Annotated in this window: 16 protein-coding genes and 1 riboswitch; of the genes, 5 read left to right on the plus strand and 11 right to left on the minus strand. The window is 44.1% G+C overall.

Going from position 1 to position 16430, the window contains the following annotated elements:
• Positions 1 to 55: 55 nt before the first annotated feature.
• Complete coding sequence (locus BUB43_RS09150) at positions 56 to 1897, minus strand: hypothetical protein (RefSeq protein WP_073180421.1); 1842 nt, start codon at positions 1895 to 1897, stop codon at positions 56 to 58.
• Positions 1898 to 2002: 105 nt separating this feature from the next.
• Between BUB43_RS09150 and BUB43_RS09155 the strand changes: the two genes are divergently transcribed.
• Positions 2003 to 3427, plus strand: coding sequence for a CCA tRNA nucleotidyltransferase (locus BUB43_RS09155; RefSeq protein WP_073180422.1), 1425 nt, complete (start codon positions 2003 to 2005; stop codon positions 3425 to 3427).
• 1 nt (position 3428) lies between these two features.
• Here the strand turns inward: BUB43_RS09155 and BUB43_RS09160 are convergent, their stop codons facing one another.
• The 4 genes from BUB43_RS09160 to BUB43_RS09175 form a co-directional block, all read right to left on the minus strand.
• The gene (locus BUB43_RS09160; protein ID WP_073180424.1) at positions 3429 to 3713 is read right to left on the minus strand and encodes an addiction module antidote protein; all 285 of its coding nucleotides are present in this window, start codon (positions 3711 to 3713) and stop codon (positions 3429 to 3431) included.
• 1 nt (position 3714) lies between these two features.
• A complete protein-coding gene (locus tag BUB43_RS09165) occupies positions 3715 to 4014 on the minus strand; it encodes a type II toxin-antitoxin system RelE/ParE family toxin (protein WP_073180426.1) in 300 nt (99 codons plus the stop codon).
• Positions 4015 to 4100: 86 nt separating this feature from the next.
• A complete protein-coding gene (locus BUB43_RS09170; protein ID WP_073180428.1) occupies positions 4101 to 5150 on the minus strand; it encodes a YncE family protein in 1050 nt (349 codons plus the stop codon).
• A gap of 13 nt (positions 5151 to 5163) precedes the next feature.
• Positions 5164 to 6990: a TonB-dependent receptor plug domain-containing protein gene (locus BUB43_RS09175; protein ID WP_083541261.1), complete on the minus strand. Its 1827-nt coding sequence runs from the start codon at positions 6988 to 6990 to the stop codon at positions 5164 to 5166.
• Between the two features lie 29 nt (positions 6991 to 7019).
• Positions 7020 to 7224: riboswitch (cobalamin riboswitch) on the minus strand.
• A gap of 79 nt (positions 7225 to 7303) precedes the next feature.
• On the opposite strand from BUB43_RS09175, the gene BUB43_RS09180 reads away from it, so the two are divergent.
• Both BUB43_RS09180 and BUB43_RS09185 read left to right on the plus strand, forming a co-directional pair.
• A complete protein-coding gene (locus BUB43_RS09180; protein ID WP_143154087.1) occupies positions 7304 to 8563 on the plus strand; it encodes a hypothetical protein in 1260 nt (419 codons plus the stop codon).
• A 192-nt stretch (positions 8564 to 8755) separates the two neighbouring features.
• Positions 8756 to 9046 (plus strand): DUF2752 domain-containing protein, encoded by a 291-nt coding sequence (locus BUB43_RS09185; RefSeq protein WP_073180432.1) that lies wholly within the window; start codon positions 8756 to 8758, stop codon positions 9044 to 9046.
• Here the strand turns inward: BUB43_RS09185 and hemL are convergent.
• The 6 genes from hemL to BUB43_RS09215 form a co-directional block, all read right to left on the minus strand.
• The gene (hemL, locus tag BUB43_RS09190) at positions 9043 to 10323 is read right to left on the minus strand and encodes a glutamate-1-semialdehyde 2,1-aminomutase (protein ID WP_073180434.1); all 1281 of its coding nucleotides are present in this window, start codon (positions 10321 to 10323) and stop codon (positions 9043 to 9045) included. The genes BUB43_RS09185 and hemL overlap by 4 nt on opposite strands.
• Before the next feature lie 14 nt (positions 10324 to 10337).
• Entirely contained in the window at positions 10338 to 11387 is a 1050-nt protein-coding gene (locus tag BUB43_RS09195) for a glucosaminidase domain-containing protein (RefSeq protein WP_073180436.1), read from the minus strand.
• Positions 11384 to 12310 (minus strand): 1-aminocyclopropane-1-carboxylate deaminase/D-cysteine desulfhydrase, encoded by a 927-nt coding sequence (locus BUB43_RS09200; RefSeq protein ID WP_073180438.1) that lies wholly within the window; start codon positions 12308 to 12310, stop codon positions 11384 to 11386. Before BUB43_RS09200 ends, BUB43_RS09195 begins: the two co-directional genes overlap by 4 nt.
• Before the next feature lie 2 nt (positions 12311 to 12312).
• Positions 12313 to 13779: an RNA polymerase factor sigma-54 gene (gene rpoN, locus BUB43_RS09205; RefSeq protein WP_073180439.1), complete on the minus strand. Its 1467-nt coding sequence runs from the start codon at positions 13777 to 13779 to the stop codon at positions 12313 to 12315.
• Positions 13780 to 13821: 42 nt separating this feature from the next.
• Positions 13822 to 15270 carry an asparagine--tRNA ligase gene (asnS, locus tag BUB43_RS09210; RefSeq protein ID WP_073180441.1) on the minus strand — a complete coding sequence of 483 codons (1449 nt, stop codon included), beginning with the start codon at positions 15268 to 15270 and terminating at the stop codon, positions 13822 to 13824.
• Positions 15271 to 15337: 67 nt separating this feature from the next.
• Positions 15338 to 15667, minus strand: a complete 330-nt coding sequence (locus tag BUB43_RS09215) for a hypothetical protein (protein ID WP_073180443.1) — start codon at positions 15665 to 15667, stop codon at positions 15338 to 15340.
• A 36-nt stretch (positions 15668 to 15703) separates the two neighbouring features.
• Here BUB43_RS09215 and BUB43_RS11280 point away from each other — a divergent pair, with 36 nt between their 5' ends.
• Together BUB43_RS11280 and BUB43_RS09220 are read left to right on the plus strand one after the other, a co-directional pair.
• Complete coding sequence (locus BUB43_RS11280; RefSeq protein WP_159430240.1) at positions 15704 to 15874, plus strand: C1orf53 family protein; 171 nt, start codon at positions 15704 to 15706, stop codon at positions 15872 to 15874.
• A 9-nt stretch (positions 15875 to 15883) separates the two neighbouring features.
• Entirely contained in the window at positions 15884 to 16411 is a 528-nt protein-coding gene (locus BUB43_RS09220; protein ID WP_073180445.1) for a DUF4136 domain-containing protein, read from the plus strand.
• Positions 16412 to 16430: the final 19 nt, after the last annotated feature.

Consider the following 16430-nt stretch of genomic DNA (forward strand, 5'->3'; position numbering starts at 1 on the left):
ATAGGTAATAACCTAAGAGAAAATCAATTATCCATTATCGTTTACCAATTATCAATCAGTACCCGTACGGCATATCGCTGTAGCGCACGATGCTTGGCGCATTGATTTCAAATGTGTTCAGCGGGATGTAATAATTCCGGTAGCCGTTGAACCTGAAATCCCCTTTTTCCTCAAACGGCCTGCGAGGATAATACGCCAGCGATAGCTGGAAGCGGTTGAAGGCAAGATATGGGTTGTACAGCAATATCCCCACCGCAAATTTATAGTTAGGCGGGTTTTTGAATAGATTTTTATCTGTGCCAAGGAATCCCAGAGTCGCGTTGAAGTAAGGATTCAGGTAAAAATTTTTCCAAGGTTTATTGATAAATACCTGCGCCTGGTAGCGCAGCAGCAGCTTATCCAGCCCCACCACGGCTTCATCGAAGTTGGGAAATTCCTCCCGGTTGTTGATGTTCAGGCGGTCGGCAAGCGTGGCGCTGCGCCTATCCCCCATCACGAGGGTATGCGAGAAAAAGTGCCGCAGGTTGAGCTTACCGTAATCCCTGAGTGGCGTGAAGAATGTGCCGTCCCAGCGGAAGGTGGATCGGTGCATTTCGCCATCTCGCAGAAAGGTGCCATACTGCAGCCTCTGATTCAGCATCCCCCAGTCCAGCAGCGCGCCGTAGCCTAGATCTCCGCCGAAATAGGGCAATAGCTTACCGCCCTTTACATTCATCGCGCCTGCTGTCACAGAATATTTCAATCCGTATGGCAAATCTTCCGGAAGATTAAAATTAAAAATATTCTTAGACACCTGATATTTCCTGCGCGTATAGCCTACCGACGCAAGGTATAGCTGGTGCGAACTGAAATACGCCTCCGGATCCAGCCACTCTTCGGGCGTATCTACATAGGCCATATTGCGGAAGCGCGCCGCCAGCGTGATGTTGCTGCGCACGGTATTGGAATTCTGGGCAAAAAGGCGGAACTGATAACCGGCCCAGACTTCCTGCGCGTGGAATTTTATGGGCTCCAGCGGCATATTTTCCGGCGCCGTTTGGTAGTCTGGAGGGATGCGTTTAAAGTAATTGTAAAAATAAAGCCCGCCCCCGCCAGCCCAGCGCATCAGCGGGGAGATAAAATTTCTCCCAGCATAGAGGTAGGCATACTCATTTTCATCCATATCCCTCTCCCAGAAAGCTGTTGAATTCACAAAAGTACCGAAGAGATTATTAGCCTTATAATATGTCCTTGTGAAATCTTCTTTTTCCTTAAAATTCCTGCGGTAGTAGACAGATAGCTCGTGCCCGAGACCGAGGAAATTCATCTCCTCCAGCCCGAACCCGATTTTGCTTCCGGACGCGCTGCCCATCGGGCGGAGGCTCCAGCTGTCGCGCAGGCTGATATTTACATCCACCGAATCGCGCGTCGCAGTGCTGTCCACAGCGCGGATGGATACCCGGTGTACAAAACGGGTGGCACGGAGCAAGCGCTCCGATTCGTAGAGTGCCTGCTGGCTGTACTCGTCACCAGGGCGGAAGAGCAGATAGTTGCGTACCGTACCCGGACGGGTTTTCACATGCAGGCGGTTTCCCAATCGGTCGTACCAGCGCTGATTTTCATCGGGAATGCCGAAGCCGAGCGGGTCGTTTGTTTCTATGTTAATCTTCCGGATGTGCTTCCCTCGGAACAATTCAGGATTTTCCGGAATAAGGTCCTTTGCTCCTTTCTTATCGGATACATTCCGGAATAGTAATTTATAAAAGAATCTGGAAGTTTTGTTCCTTTCTGAAAAATCCTCAATCTTCTGATAGAGGGAATCACGCACAGGTACGCTCAGGGTATCCCGTGGAATTTCCTGAGAAAAAAAGCAGGCTGGTATAAATGCCGCAATTGCTAATACTGCTGATTTTCGCATAAATCGAGTATGCAAAGATAAAAACTCTGCAGTGTTTATCCATACCTGAAAAATTTTTCGTGCCTACCGTAATGCGTATCTTTGCAGATTAAACGAAGATTTTTAATGAAAATCAGCCTTGCGCAGAATAAAAACTTCCGGCTTTTCAAGCAGATTTCCCAGGTGGCAGCGGAAGAAGGGATGTCCGTTTTCATCGTGGGCGGTTTCGTGCGGGATTTGCTGATGAAGCGCAAAGCGCCCACTGATATTGATTTCGTAACGGAGCAGAGCGGCATAGCTTTGGCAAACGCCGTGGCGAAAGGCATTAACCCAAATGCCAAAGTTGCCGTATTCAAAACCTACGGCACCGCGATGTTTCGCCACCAGAATTTGGAGCTGGAATTTGTGGGCGCCAGGAAGGAAAGCTATTCCGAAGATTCCAGAAATCCCAGCGTGCAGGCAGGCACTTTGGAAGACGACCAAAAACGCCGCGATTTCACCGTGAATGCGATGGCGATTTCCTTAAACCAAAATGATTTCGGCGAGCTGATTGACCCTTTTGGCGGACTTCAGGATCTGGAGCGGAAAATCATCCGAACGCCTTTGGAGCCGAAGCAAACCTACAGCGATGACCCGCTGAGAATGATGCGTGCCATCCGCTTTGCCAGCACTTTGGATTTTGAAATTGAGGAAAATTCTCTTCGGGCAATTTCCGAAGAAGCCGAGCGCATCAGGATTGTTTCGATGGAAAGAATTATGGTGGAATTTCACAAAATTCTGATGAGCGAAAAACCATCAAAAGGCCTGAAACTGATGGAAGAAACCGGGCTTCTGCAAATCATCCTGCCAGAACTTACCGCTCTGAAAGGCGTGGAATATGTGGAAGGCCATTCGCACAAAGATAATTTCTACCACACTTTGGAAGTGGTGGATAACATTTCGCAACACACTGAAAATCTGTGGCTTAGGTGGGCTGCCTTGCTTCACGACATCGGTAAAGCCTGGACGAAAAAATTTGTGGAAGGCACCGGCTGGACCTTTCACGGCCACGAATTTCAGGGCTCAAAGTATGTCAAGAAAATTTTCCGCCGACTGAAATTACCGATGGGAAACGAGCTGAAGTTCGTGGAAAAAATGGTAAAAATGCACGCCAGGCCTATTGCCCTGGTGGATGACGGCGTTACGGATTCTGCGGTGCGCAGGCTTGTTTTCGATGCCGGCGAAGATTTGGAGAGCCTGTTCACCCTTTGTAAAAGCGACATCACTACGAAAAATGCGGCGAAGCAGAAACGCTACCGAAAAAATTTCGACTATGTGCTGGAAAAAATCCGCGAGGTGGAAGAGCGCGACCAAATCCGGAATTTTCAGCCGCCAGTTTCCGGCGAAGAAATTATGGCAATGTTCGGCATACCGCCATCAAAGGAAATTGGCATCCTGAAAGAGAAGGTGAAGGAAGCCATACTTGAAGGCGAGATTCCCAACGAAAAACCCGCCGCCACAAAATTCGTCGTCGAAGAAGCGGAGAAAATCGGGCTGGTTTTGAAACAATAAATCAAGCGGTAATCGGTTCCACTTTTATCTGTCCGCCAACTGCTTTCAGCACTTTCATCACGGTAGAAAACTGCGGTTTTGCACCGTCAGAAAAAGCCTTGTATAAACTCGGTCTGCTCATACCGGTTTCTTCCGCAATCTTCGTCATTCCGATAGCTTTCGCCACATTTCCAATAGCGATTACAACATCGGAATCCTCACCTTCTTCCAGAACTACATTCAGATATTCAGCAATCATTTCATTGCTGTCCAGATAATCCGCAATGTCAAATCTTGAAACTTCCATACTATTTTTTAATTTTTTCCCAAATTTTCTTGGCTTTCTCAACATCTTTTTGCTGACTTGATTTATCACCACCAATTAGCAAAATAATAATCTTTCCACTGGTTTCTCTGAAATAAACCCTATAGCCTTTTGCAAAATTGATGCGCATTTCACTAATTCCGTTGCCCACAGGTTTGCAGTCACCGAAATGTCCTTCATTCTCCAGCTTCTGTATTCTGAACAAAATTTTTGCTTTTGCAGTTAAATCCTTCAGCTTCCGAAACCAGCGGTCAAACTCAGCTGTTTTCTCAATTATGAACATTTCGTATTCATTTGGATACAAAGTTAAAAAATCCCTGCAAACTAAATATAGCGGCAGGGAAATTTTAAGCCTAAGTTTATCAGCTTTTAATTCTTATAAAAGCCATTAGCACCCATTCCAGCCTTGGTTTGAAGAATTTCCTTTCCAGCCAAATCATACACATACACCGTGGAATTTTCCGTGAAGGTGGACGATGCAATGTAGATTTTCCCGTCAATCACATTGAAACCGTACACCGACTGTGCAGGGATGCTCACGCTTGAAGAAGGCGCCGTATTCGATTGCAGCGGCATATTGTAAACTTTTTCGCTCGCACGGATGTAGAGTTTTCCGCCGTCAGCAGCCAAATCCTGGGCGTTCGGAATTCCCAGCGAAATTTTCTCAAACGCCGCACTTTGCCCGTTGATGCGGTACACGAAACTTCCCGAACTATCGGAGCTCAGCACATACAGTGCACCGCTCGCAGAAATCATATCCCGGATAATCCCAGTGTCAGTCAGCTCAATCGTCTTGTCCACCGCATTGCTATTGGCATTGATGCGCGAAATCGTGTGCCCTGTAGCTACAGGCTGCCAGGTTGTCGGCGAATAAGCGATGCCATCGGTCTGCACGAAAATATTTCCACCGGCTTCCGCAATTTTTTCTGCATACCTTGGAAATTCAATTTTCTTCAAAAAAGCGTGGTCATTTTTATTATATATGTAAACGAAACTCGTGGAATTATAGCCATTGCTTGTTACATACAAATTCTTATTAGAAAAGGCCGCATACCTCGGCTGTTTCATCTCATTTTTAATTTCCGTTTTCTTCTTTAAAGTGTAGCGGTTCACCACATTAATCTTGTTGGAATTATTCACCACAAAATAAGCATCATCGCCGCTAAAGCTGATGGATTGGAGGATATCACCGATTTTCTCGCCATTATTTTCCGCGGAGTAAATGTCGTTGGAAATTTTTCCGTTGCTATCCAGAAACGAAACGGAAGAATTTCCTTTGCCGAAATTCCCTTCATTCACCACCAGAATTCCGTTTTCGTAAGCGCCTTTCGGAACGATTGGATCATTGTCATCGGAACAGGAAACCGTCACTGCCAAACTTGCAGCAAATACCCACTTCAGAATTTTGTTTGTGTTCATAATTTATTGATTTTTAAAAAGTTAAGTTAAGATTAATACTGTAATTTCTTTTTGGTAAATAATATTCGCTTACGGACTGATAAACTTGATTTGTTAAATTATGGATTTTAAAACAAAACTGGTATTTTTTTATCAATTTCACAAAGCCACCTAAATTCATCACAAAGTAAGGATTAATCGCTTCTTCCCTGCTTTCATCGGTGGTTGTAAAAGTTAATCCATTAAACATTCCCTGTAGAAACATCCCGAAATTTTTGTAGGAATAATCCAGATTTCCGGTAGCCTTATGCTTGGGAACATAGGTCAGTTGCCTTCCCGTTTCCTTATTTTTCGAATTGGTGTAAGAATAAATCACCGAGGTTTTAAAGTAATGATTATCAATACTTTGGTGATAAAAAACTTGAGATTCCAAGCCGAAAGATTTTACCCGGAAAACATTTTGCGGCGACCAATATCCCACCGAAGTTGGCACCCATTGTATCAAATTCCGGATGTCCATATAATATGGCGTTGCCGAAATTTCAAAATTTCCGAACCGGAATTCATTGGGTATCTCAGCCTGATGAGCAATTTCGGATTTCAGGTCTAAATTTCCGCCGGGCTGCCAATACAGATCATTGAAAGTTGGGTAGCGAAAGTTTTTTGAAGCATTAATTTTCACCGTATAGAAATCTGCAGCTTTCCATCGCAATCCCGATGAATAAAGCAACGGTGTTTCAAGTTGCTGCACCCATTCTTTCTTTACGCCTGCTTCCCAATAAAGATTTTGCAGAGAATTCCATTTTATCAAAAACGCAATATTTCCCGAATTTCTTTGCGGATTTGAAATTCCAGAACTAAAACCTTCACCCTCGGTTTTCCGGAATTCGCCCAAAAAACTTAATGCCATTTTTTTTGTCAAAAGAAAATTAAAATCATCTTTTATCAGATAAGTTTTCCCTTTTCCGCCGCTGGTTTTCGGTTGAGTAGAATCCGAAAAATAATCGAAGTTTTCTTCCAGAAAGGCCGTTGCTAACTGATTTGTGAATTTTCTGTTTCTAAAATTCCAGCCCAGCATTGTGCGGAAATTATAGGTTTCATATTTCGTCGGCGTCGATGTTTCCGAAGGCAACGGGAAATTCTGCTCACCATCAAAAAAATGAGTCTGCCAGAAGACCTCATTAAAGCCTCCCAATTTTTTCCCAGCACCAAAGTCAAAACTTGTATTACGATACGCTGCATTCCGCATCACGAAACGCTTTTCCGGCACCTCATAGTCATTCGCACTTTCATTGTACGCCGCCGAAAAATTCACGCTGAAATCTTCATCACCGAAACTGATTTTCGCCAGAGAATTCAATGTAGAAAATGAGCCGTATTCCAGGAAAAGCTTGCCCACCCAGCCTTCATCGTACTTCAAAACATTGTTGAGATGAACGGTGCCGCCAATTGCACCGCTACCGTAAATCACGCTGCCGCCACCAGGTTTCACCGCCAGATTATCAAAACTCAAAAGCCCGAGATTGTTAATATCGCCCTGCCCAAGAAAAATGGAATTGATGCTGATGCCGTTCCACAGAAATGCCGTTTGTTGCGCTGTAGTCCCACGAAATGACGGCGAAGAACTCATCCCTCTGCCATTTTCTTTGATGTAAATCGGCGACTGAAATCTTAAAACTTCCGAAAGATTGGAAGCGTTCCTAGAAATTTCTTCATCGGAAATCCTGAAAAGCCGCTGAGTTTTTTCAGAGCTAAATAATTGACGGTCAATGATTTGCACCGTATCAATAATGCGTTCCTGCGCAGCAGAAACACAAGGCAACAAAGCCGCAGCGAAAAAATGCAGTTTCCCGATGTTCATAATCACAGGCTTTCCACCGAAACCTTTTTTTATTAGAGCACTTTCAGCAAGGTCTCCTGGCTTTCACTTTGCCGCGCCTTCCCATTTTACAACAGTGGCAAAAAATTGCGGCAAACTTTGAGAAATCCTCAATCGTGATTTACAGTTGCGGGGACAGCTCGCGATTTCCACGCGATTCCCTTTTCCGAAAGTCCTGCAAAGATAGAAATTTATTGCAAAAAAGAGCTAATAAATTTGACTTGGCTATGATAATTTCAGTTAATTTAGCAATTGACTATTTTTATAAAAACCGAGAAATTAAAAATACTGCCTTATGCCCTACTTCCATTCTCTCAGCGAATCTGAAATTATCTCAATAATATACGGAACCGAAAGGCAACTCCTACTTTCGTTACCGTCTTTTCATCAGGAAATCAGTACAGCAATACTAAATTTAAGATTTGAGAATTCAGACGAATTGCAAATATCTCTTCTTATGGATTTCGATCCCGAAACTTTTAGAAACGGTTACGGCGATAAGGATTCCGTGGAAAGGTTAATGAAAGAAGGTCTCGAAATAAAGAATCTCCACAATAACCGTATTTCTTTCATCATTTCTGATGATGTCGGCTACTATCTATTTATTGAATCAAGAACTCTCATTGATGCAGAAAAAAAAACTATAAATGCAGTACAGATTGATCCTGTGAGCGTAGTGCGACTAAAAAAATACTTTTTTGCAGAAAGCCATTTAAATTTAGATATTGAAAATGAGCTTGCCAATGCAATTATTGAAGAGAGTAAAAATCTCGAAGATGCCAAGGAGTTGTTAAACGAAAATACGGCAGGAGTTATGGAAATTACAGAAGAGGAAAAAGATTTTGTGTTTAAGGATCTTCACGAAAACCCACCGCTTCATCCCGATTTCAAAAGAATTGTAGAATACTACAACAACCAGTTCCAGTATGTGAGGCTGCGTTTTGAAGGCGCAAACATTGAAAATCGTAAAATTACTATACCTTCCAGCATTTTGCCTGTGAATAGTATCGAATTGAAAGAGCGCCTTACTACAAAATTGGAAATTTTCAGCGAGGGGAACAACATTGATATTTTGAGAAAAATCGATGCTTTGAAATTAGATATAGAAAAGCTTCGCGAGCAGTTGCTGAAAAAAGTAAAATCAAGAGAGGAAAGTATCCTGAAGAAAACCGATAAACTTAAATTCAATCAGAAAGTTGATGAGTTAAGGAGGAAGCTTGAAATAATCAAGTTTGAATCCCTGCAAGAAATAACCGACAATATTAATAAAGCAAAAATTATAGTTGAGGATGAACTGAGGGCATTTGTAATAAATTCCGGGAGGCTTACGAATGGCAATGAAGTGAGGTGGGAGGTAAGCAGATTACTTGATAAAGTGAGGTTTCCAAAGGCAGATAAGTTGTTCGAAGATATGAAAATCTCTGTGCAATACAGTGATATTACTTTTGAAGATTTAAAAAATAAACAATTTCTTGATGAACTGATTTCAGCAGGTATAATAGAGGATAGCGAGCAGCTCACTAATTTTTCCAGAGGTATTGCATTGCTGAATTAGATAATTAGACAAAAAAAGATTGTGGAAGAGCGCACCTACCCAAAACGCTACTGCTGCATTTTCCCTTTTTCCAACAACCAGTTCCAGAAAGTTTGTAATCGATGTTAATTCGAAAAAATTATCAAAAATCAGTTGCTAATAAACAGTAAATTTTCAGGCAAAAAGTCATAAAATTGCATCAAGAAAAACGCAATGACCGCAGAAGAGTTTATGATTCCCTGCCTTATCAAAGCCATCACCGGTTTTGATTGCCCTGGTTGTGGCGCACAGCGCTCATTTTGGCTTTTGCTGAACGGCGAATTTTCCGAAGCCTTCCAAGCCTGGCCTGCAATTTATACAATGTTGATTTTCAGCATTTTAGCAGTCATCGCTTACTTTGATGGGAAGCATACCTATAAATTACCGCTCACCGTTTTAACGGTGCTAAATGTGGTGATTATTTTGGCGACATATTTCCTTAAATTGTTTTCTAGCGCCTTTTAATACTCGAATTTCTGCACAGCTTCCAGCGTTTTCTCGATTTCAACTTCCCTGATGGCATCGGAAATGAACCAGGTTTCAAAACCGCTTGGCGGAAGGTAGATGCCCTGCTCCAGAAGCTGATGGAAAAAGTTGTTGAACAGCGGATGATTGGCTGCCGCAGCTTCCGCAAAATTCGCCACAGATTTGATGTGGAAGAAAATGCTCATCATCGAGCCTTTACGATTAATGCGGTGCTGTATCCCTTTGGAATTCAGTATTTTACCGATTTCAAAGTCCAGCGTTTCAGTCGTTTTATTGATTCGGCTGTAAATTTTTTCATCCGATTTTATCAGCTCCAAAGTTGAAAGTCCGGCACGCATCGCCAAAGGATTTCCGCTGAGCGTACCTGCCTGATACACACCACCATTCGGCGCAAGATGCTCCATAATTTCACGGCGGCCAGCAAACGCACCCACAGGCAAACCGCCGCCAATCACTTTGCCGTAAGTTACCAAATCTGCACCCACGCCGAAAACTTCCTGAGCGCCGCCAAAAGCCAGACGAAAGCCGGTCATCACCTCATCGAAAATTAAAAGTGCGCCGTTTTCATCGCAGATTTTCCGAAGGTGTTTCAGGAAATCATTTTCCGGCAAAACGCAGCCCATATTTCCTGCCACAGGCTCCACGATCACGGCAGCAATTTCACCTTCGTTCAGGCGGAATAAATCCCTAACTTGCTCAATATCATTGAATTGCGCCAGCAGAGTATCCATTGCCGTTCCCTGAGTAACACCGGGCGAACTTGGATTTCCGAAAGTTGCAGCACCGCTTCCAGCCTTTATAAGAAATGCGTCAGAATGCCCGTGATAACAGCCTTCAAACTTGATGATTTTATCCCTACCGGTAAAACCTCTCGCCAAACGAACCGCACTCATACAAGCTTCTGTGCCGGAATTTACCATCCGGATTTCATCGATGTTCGGAACATTTTCCACGATAAGTTTCGCGATTTCCGTTTCCAGTTCGGTAGGCGTTCCGAAGGAAAATCCGTTCTCCGCCTGCTTCTGAACATCCTCCAAAACTTTCGGGTGGGTATGCCCTAAAATCGCTGGCCCCCAGGAATTGATGTAGTCGATGTATTGCCGTCCGTCAGCATCTGTCAGATACGCACCCTTTGCCGATTGCATAAAAACTGGGACACCGCCCACCGATTTGAACGCACGAACTGGCGAATTCACGCCGCCTGGAATATACTTTTGAGCCTCGCTAAACAAGGCAGAACTTCTTTGGTAAAGCATTGATTTTGTTTAAGTTAAGAACGCGGTTTGCGGTTCTGAAGATAAATGATTTGTCCAATTTTCGGCTGATCACCAGGTTTCATTCTGTTCAGCGAGTAAAGGTTCGAAACTTTCACGCCAAATTTCTGCGAAATGCTGTGCATCGTATCGCCATTTTTCGCCTGATAAGTTGGCACAGTGCCTTTAACTGATTTTCCTTCGAGGAAAAGTATCTCATTTTCAGCAAGTTCCGTTGAAGTAATTTCGTTCCACTTCATCAACTGAGCTTCCCGAATTCCAAATTTTTGGGCAATGAATCCCACATCGGTTTTTGCCGGAATGATGATGAATTTTTTGCCGCCGTTCGGATGAGATTTCACCAGGATAGAATTCAGCAAAGCCTTATCATCACGCATTTCTTTCACGGTTTGCTGATGCTTGGCATAGGAAGTCTGCTGGTATGGCACCTTCAGCGTTACGGCTTCCTGCTTTGGTTTCGGCGGCTCATTTTGTGCGATGAAAGCCTGATCGTTTTTTAATTCTGGATAGCGTTGAACGAGCGCTGCAAAAACTTCCTCCGCCGAATAATTGTCAAACTCGTAAAGCCTGTATTTCTCAATTTTGTCAATCAGCATCTGTGGATACCGCGGATTTGTGGCGTAGCCAGCCTTTTTCAGTCCGTATGCCCAGGCTTTGTAATCCTTCATATTCAGCAGAAAAAGCCCTTTGTAATAAGGCCTTTCGGCAAGAAATTTGGAATGGTCTTCGTAAGATTGCCTCGCACTGTCATACACACGGAAGCATTCATTCGGCGCATCATCATTGTGCGAAATCGTTCTGCCCGTCCATTCCGTTTTGCATTTTATCCCGAAATGATTGTTGGCCTGCTGTGCCAGCCTGCTTTGTCCGCCGCCCGTTTCTATGAGGCCTTGCGCCAGTTTTATGGATGCCGGGATTTTGTATTTTTCCATTTCTTCCACGGCAAACTGCGCGAATTTTTGGATGTACTGGTCTTCGGTTTTCCAGGTTTGCGCCGAAAGCTGCGCCATAAAAAAAATCGCTGACGCCAAACAGAATTTTTTCATTGACAAAATTTTATCTGCGGTCGGTTTTTCCTTTGCAGAAAGGCATTGGCACCGGAAATTCCCTGCAAACCGCCGGTATGAAACGCCAGAATTTCCGAGCCTTTCGGGAAATAATTTTCTTCCGCAAGTTGGAAAATTTTCAGCAGCATTTTTCCAGTGTAAACCGGTTCCAGCGGAATTTTCGTTCTTTGGTAAAAATCGTTAATAAAGTTCACCACCTCATCGCTGATTTTACCGTAACCGCCGAAATCTGCAGGAATCATTTTAAAGTTTTCCCTGCCCGAAAGTTCTGCTATTTTTCGTTTCAAGGAATCGTCCTTCACCACGGGAAAACCCAGCACCTTCTGATGCGTTTCCGCAAACCGTGAAATGCCGGCTAAAGTTCCGCCGGTTCCTACCGCACAGCAAAGATAATCAAAATGTTTCGTCCGCTCATCCAGCATCATTTTCACGCCCAAAACTGCGGCTTCGTTCGTTCCGCCTTCCGGAATTATCAGTGCATCTGGAAATTCACGCTGAAGTTTTTCGGATAAAATATCTTTGCGGCGGTAAATTTCCCGTGAGGCAAATCTGAGCTGCATTCCGTTTTCTTCCGCAAATTTCAGTGTTGGATTTTCCTGAAATTTTGCTGACAATTCTTCACCACGAATTAATCCTAAACTTTTGATACTCAAATTCTTCGCTGCAAAACTGAGCGCAGAAATATGGTTGGAAAAAGCACCTCCAAAGGAAATCACCATTGGATTTTCCGGTTTTGTTTCAAGGTAGTTTTTCAGGTTGAAATAAAGTTTCCAAAATTTGTTCCCAGAAATCTGAGGATGAACCTGGTCTTCCCTTTTAATAAAAATTCTGACACCGTTCAGTGCCAGAACTTCCTGAAATTGAATTTCGCAATTTTTTCGCTCAAATATTGAAAAATCCATAATTACAATTCCTTCCGCAATCTTGCCACAGGAATGTTCATTTGCTCGCGGTATTTTGCGATGGTGCGCCGTGCGATATTGAAACCTTTCTCCTTCAGAATTGCCACCAAAGCATCGTCTGTATAAGGCTTTCGCTTGTTTTCATTGTCTATGGCTTCCTGAAGGTGCGTCTTGATTTCCTTCGTGGAAACTTCCTCACCGTCATCATTCGTCAAACTATCGGAAAATAAATCTTTTAGATAAAGGATTCCGTTCGGCGTATCGGCATATTTACTTTTCACAACACGGGAAATCGTAGAGATATCAAAACCCGTAATATCCGCTACATCCTTCAGAATCATCGGTTTCAGCGTTTTTTCATCGCCGGTCAGAAAGTATTCCTTCTGTAGTTTCACGATGGCAGTTATCGTCTGCATCAGCGTATTTTGCCGCTGATTTATGGCATCTATGTACCATTTCGCAGCGTCCAGCTTTTGCTTGATGAATAGTGCGGCCTGCTTGTGTTCTGGCGATTTCTTGTCGTGAGAATAGGTTTGCAGCACTTCCTTATACTCTTCAGAAACTCGCAAGGTAGGTGCGTTTTTACTGTTCAGCAGCGGAATTACCTCGCCGTCTTTCACCTGAATCACGAAGTCCGGAATAATTTCCTGGTTGATCGTAATCGTCTGAGTATCAAAATTTCCGCCCACTTTCGGCGATAGTTTGGAAATCTCATCCAGCGCATCACGAAGGTCATCCTCGTCCACATCGTACTTCTGCATTATCTTGTTGTAATGCTTGTTGGTCAGCGCATCAAATTGGTTGCGAAGAATGTTGGCAGCCAGCGTTACAGCCTTATCTGCGCTCACTTTTTTCTCGATTTGCAGCAGCAAGCATTCCTGCAGATTTCTTGCGCCTACACCAGGCGGATCCAGTTTTTGGACATAATTTTCCAGAATATCCTGCACCTTTTCCTTCGTGGTGTAGATGCCCTGCGAAAACGCCAAATCGTCCGTCACAGCCTTGATGTCCCGCCTTAAATAGCCATCGTTATCCAGGTTCCCGATGAGATATTCCGCGATTTGCAAATCCTCGTCCTCAATGTTTACCAAGCGGATTTGCTCTATCAGGTAATCGTACATCGTTTGGCCCTCCGTCAGAAAGCTCTCATTATCGTATTCCTCATCGTCCGGCGAATAATTGCTTGATGCGGTTTTGTAGCTTGGCTCATCATCGAAAAGGTACTCATCCACATCGAAATCTGTCTCGATGCTTTCCGAGCCTTCGTCCTCGTATTCATCGCCCAGTTCATCGTAGTTCTCTTCCTTCCCTTCGTCCTCGCTCACTTTTTCCAGCGCAGGATTTTCCTCCAGCTCTCTTTCGAGTTCTTCCTCAAATTCCAGGGTGTGCAGCTGTATCAGCTTCATCAGCTGTATTTGCTGCGGCGCTAATTTCTGCCCGAGTTTGAGTTGTAAATTTTGTTTCAGCATCAGTATTATCGCCCGGAAGATTTCCGGTAAATTTTTCTTCTGTTAAAATTCCGCACTTTTTGGTGTTCTTGGGAAAGGAATTACATCACGGATGTTGCTCATCCCCGTTACGAATAGCACCAGCCTTTCCAGCCCAAGACCGAAGCCGGAATGCGGTACAGAGCCGAACTTTCTGGTATCCAAGTACCACCACAGCTCCTCCTCGTCCACCTGCATTTCGTGCATTTTCTTTTGCAAAATTTCCAGCCGCTCTTCCCTTTGGGAACCTCCGATGATTTCGCCGATTCCTGGGAACAGCACATCCATAGCAGCCACGGTTTTTCCGTCCTCGTTCAGGCGCATATAAAATGCCTTGATTTCTTTCGGGTAATCGAACAGAACCACCGGGCTTTCGAAGTGCTTTTCCACCAAAAATCTTTCGTGCTCGCTCTGCAAATCTGCACCCCAGCTTTCAATCGGGAATTGGAATTTTCCTTTCTTATTCTCCTTAGAATTCAGCAAAATATCGATGGCTTCCGTATAAGAAACCCTGCGGAAACGCTTGCTGGTTACACTTTCCAGCTTTTCTATCAGGCCTTGCTTCGCCCTGTCCTTTTCCGGTTTCTGCTTTTGTTCATCGGCAAACCTCTTGTCCAAAAATTCCAAATCCGCACGGCAATTTTCCAGAACATACCTGATGACGAATTTCAGGAAATCCTCCGCCAAATCAATATTATCCTCCAGATTATTGAACGCAACTTCCGGCTCTACCATCCAGAATTCCGCAAGGTGCCTTGCCGTGTTAGAATTTTCCGCACGGAAAGTAGGCCCAAAAGTATAAACCCTGCCAAGGCCCATCATTGCGGTTTCCACATTCAGTTGACCGCTCACTGTAAGCGAAGTTTTCTTCCCGAAAAAATCTTCGGAAAAATCGATCTCGCCGTTTTCAGTCCGCGGAATATTTTCCAAATCAAAATTGGTAACGCGGAACATTTCCCCCGCACCTTCCGCATCTGCACCTGTAATCAAAGGGGTATGGATGTAGAAGAAATGGTTCTGGTGGAAGAACTGATGAATGGCAAAGCTGATGGCGCTTCTCACGCGGAAAACTGCGCCGAAAAGATTGGTGCGGAAGCGAAGATGAGCCTGCTCCCGCAGAATTTCCAGCGAGTGCTTTTTCGGCTGGAGCACGGTTTTCTCCATCTCTTCCGAAAAATTATCTCCCAGGATTTTAATTTTTTTCGCCAGGATTTCCACGCTTTGCCCAGCACCCTGGCTTTCTACCAGTTCGCCGGAAATTTCCAGCGAAGATGCGGTTTTGATGTTCTTAATCAGCTCTTCGCCGAAGACTTCAAAATCCACCACGATTTGGATATTCTCCATCGTAGAGCCGTCGTTCAGCGCAATAAAGCGGTTCGAGCGGAAAGTGCGCACCCATCCACTCACAGAAACTTCGTGGTGCAGCTGCTTTTTGTAATCCTGCAGCAGATCCTTTATCGTCCTTCTTTTCATAGCCTAAAACTTTGCAAATATAGCGTTTTTCGCTTGCCGAAAGCCATCCCTTCCGCAAAAAGCTGCGCTAAAGCCGGTATTTCCAGAAGGAAAAAACTTTGCGTTTATTCAGGTAGTTCAAATCATCTTCCTTGGCGAAAGCCTCCCTTTCAAAGCTGATGCTTTTGTAGGCTAAGTAGTTGTCTTTCAGCTTGTAGCAGAGATAGTAATACTCCAGAACATACCAGATGTAGAACGGGACGATGAGCAATTCTGCCTGCTGTCTCAGGTGAATTTTTTCGTGGTTGATGAGCACGGCGTTTCTCAAATCTGCACGGTTTTTGATGAAAATGAACGGGAACAGCGTAATCCCGTTGATCCGGGAGTTTTTGAGAATTTTGGTAAGCACGATGATCATCAGGCAAATTTAAATTTTCTTTGCTAATTTTAACCTATGAAACAATTGCCAATCAAAGAAGGTGAAGATTTTTACTATAATGAGCAGGGCTACAAGGTTTTCACGGAAGCCTACCACCTGAAACGCGGCTACTGCTGCAAAAGCGGCTGCAAGCACTGCCCTTATGGATATGACAAAAAAACGGACAGTTTTCGGAAAAATCAATAATTTAAACTTATGAAAAAATACTTGCTCTTCATCATTGCTGCGGCCACGCTTTTGCTGGCTTCCTGCAGCCCTTTCCAGGTGCGTTCAGATTATGCGCAAACTGCGAATTTCAACCAGTACAAATCCTACAAACTACGGATAGACGACCTGAACATCAATGACATAGATAAGGACCGGGTGCTGAACGAGCTTTCGCGCCAGCTGCAATCCAAAGGGTTTATGCCGGCGGAAAACCCTGATGTGATTATCAACATTAAGGCGAGCCACAAACTGGTGAACGATGTGCAATCTGCACCGTACTACGGTGTGTATGGCTACGGCTACCCGTACGGTTTTGGCGTGGGCTTCGGCAGAACCTGGACGAATTCTTATAACCGTGGTGCCCTGGTGATTGATATGATTGATGCGCAAACTCAGAAGCTGGTTTGGCAGGGCATTGGCTCGGGAATTAATGTGGATTCGCCAAAATCCAAGCAGAAGGAAATTCCACAAATTGTAGCGGAAATTATGGCGAATTATCCGCCGAAAAAGAATTAAGGAATTAAGAAATTCAGAG

The sequence above is a fragment of the Cruoricaptor ignavus genome (assembly GCF_900141665.1).
Lineage (GTDB): Bacteria > Bacteroidota > Bacteroidia > Flavobacteriales > Weeksellaceae > Cruoricaptor > Cruoricaptor ignavus.

What these genes read in the sequence shown, in the direction of transcription:
- BUB43_RS09220 (WP_073180445.1), top strand. Translation starts at nt 15,884, where the DNA reads ATGAAAAAATACTTGCTCTTCATCATTGCTGCGGCCACGCTTTTGCTG.
- BUB43_RS09215 (WP_073180443.1), bottom strand. Translation starts at nt 15,667, where the DNA reads ATGATCATCGTGCTTACCAAAATTCTCAAAAACTCCCGGATCAACGGG.
- BUB43_RS09175 (WP_083541261.1), bottom strand. Translation starts at nt 6,990, where the DNA reads ATGAACATCGGGAAACTGCATTTTTTCGCTGCGGCTTTGTTGCCTTGT.
- BUB43_RS09200 (WP_073180438.1), bottom strand. Translation starts at nt 12,310, where the DNA reads ATGGATTTTTCAATATTTGAGCGAAAAAATTGCGAAATTCAATTTCAG.
- BUB43_RS09155 (WP_073180422.1), top strand. Translation starts at nt 2,003, where the DNA reads ATGAAAATCAGCCTTGCGCAGAATAAAAACTTCCGGCTTTTCAAGCAG.
- BUB43_RS09160 (WP_073180424.1), bottom strand. Translation starts at nt 3,713, where the DNA reads ATGGAAGTTTCAAGATTTGACATTGCGGATTATCTGGACAGCAATGAA.
- asnS (WP_073180441.1), bottom strand. Translation starts at nt 15,270, where the DNA reads ATGAAAAGAAGGACGATAAAGGATCTGCTGCAGGATTACAAAAAGCAG.
- rpoN (WP_073180439.1), bottom strand. Translation starts at nt 13,779, where the DNA reads ATGCTGAAACAAAATTTACAACTCAAACTCGGGCAGAAATTAGCGCCG.
- BUB43_RS09165 (WP_073180426.1), bottom strand. Translation starts at nt 4,014, where the DNA reads ATGTTCATAATTGAGAAAACAGCTGAGTTTGACCGCTGGTTTCGGAAG.
- BUB43_RS11280 (WP_159430240.1), top strand. Translation starts at nt 15,704, where the DNA reads ATGAAACAATTGCCAATCAAAGAAGGTGAAGATTTTTACTATAATGAG.
- BUB43_RS09170 (WP_073180428.1), bottom strand. Translation starts at nt 5,150, where the DNA reads ATGAACACAAACAAAATTCTGAAGTGGGTATTTGCTGCAAGTTTGGCA.
- hemL (WP_073180434.1), bottom strand. Translation starts at nt 10,323, where the DNA reads ATGCTTTACCAAAGAAGTTCTGCCTTGTTTAGCGAGGCTCAAAAGTAT.
- BUB43_RS09185 (WP_073180432.1), top strand. Translation starts at nt 8,756, where the DNA reads ATGACCGCAGAAGAGTTTATGATTCCCTGCCTTATCAAAGCCATCACC.
- BUB43_RS09180 (WP_143154087.1), top strand. Translation starts at nt 7,304, where the DNA reads ATGCCCTACTTCCATTCTCTCAGCGAATCTGAAATTATCTCAATAATA.
- BUB43_RS09150 (WP_073180421.1), bottom strand. Translation starts at nt 1,897, where the DNA reads ATGCGAAAATCAGCAGTATTAGCAATTGCGGCATTTATACCAGCCTGC.
- BUB43_RS09195 (WP_073180436.1), bottom strand. Translation starts at nt 11,387, where the DNA reads ATGAAAAAATTCTGTTTGGCGTCAGCGATTTTTTTTATGGCGCAGCTT.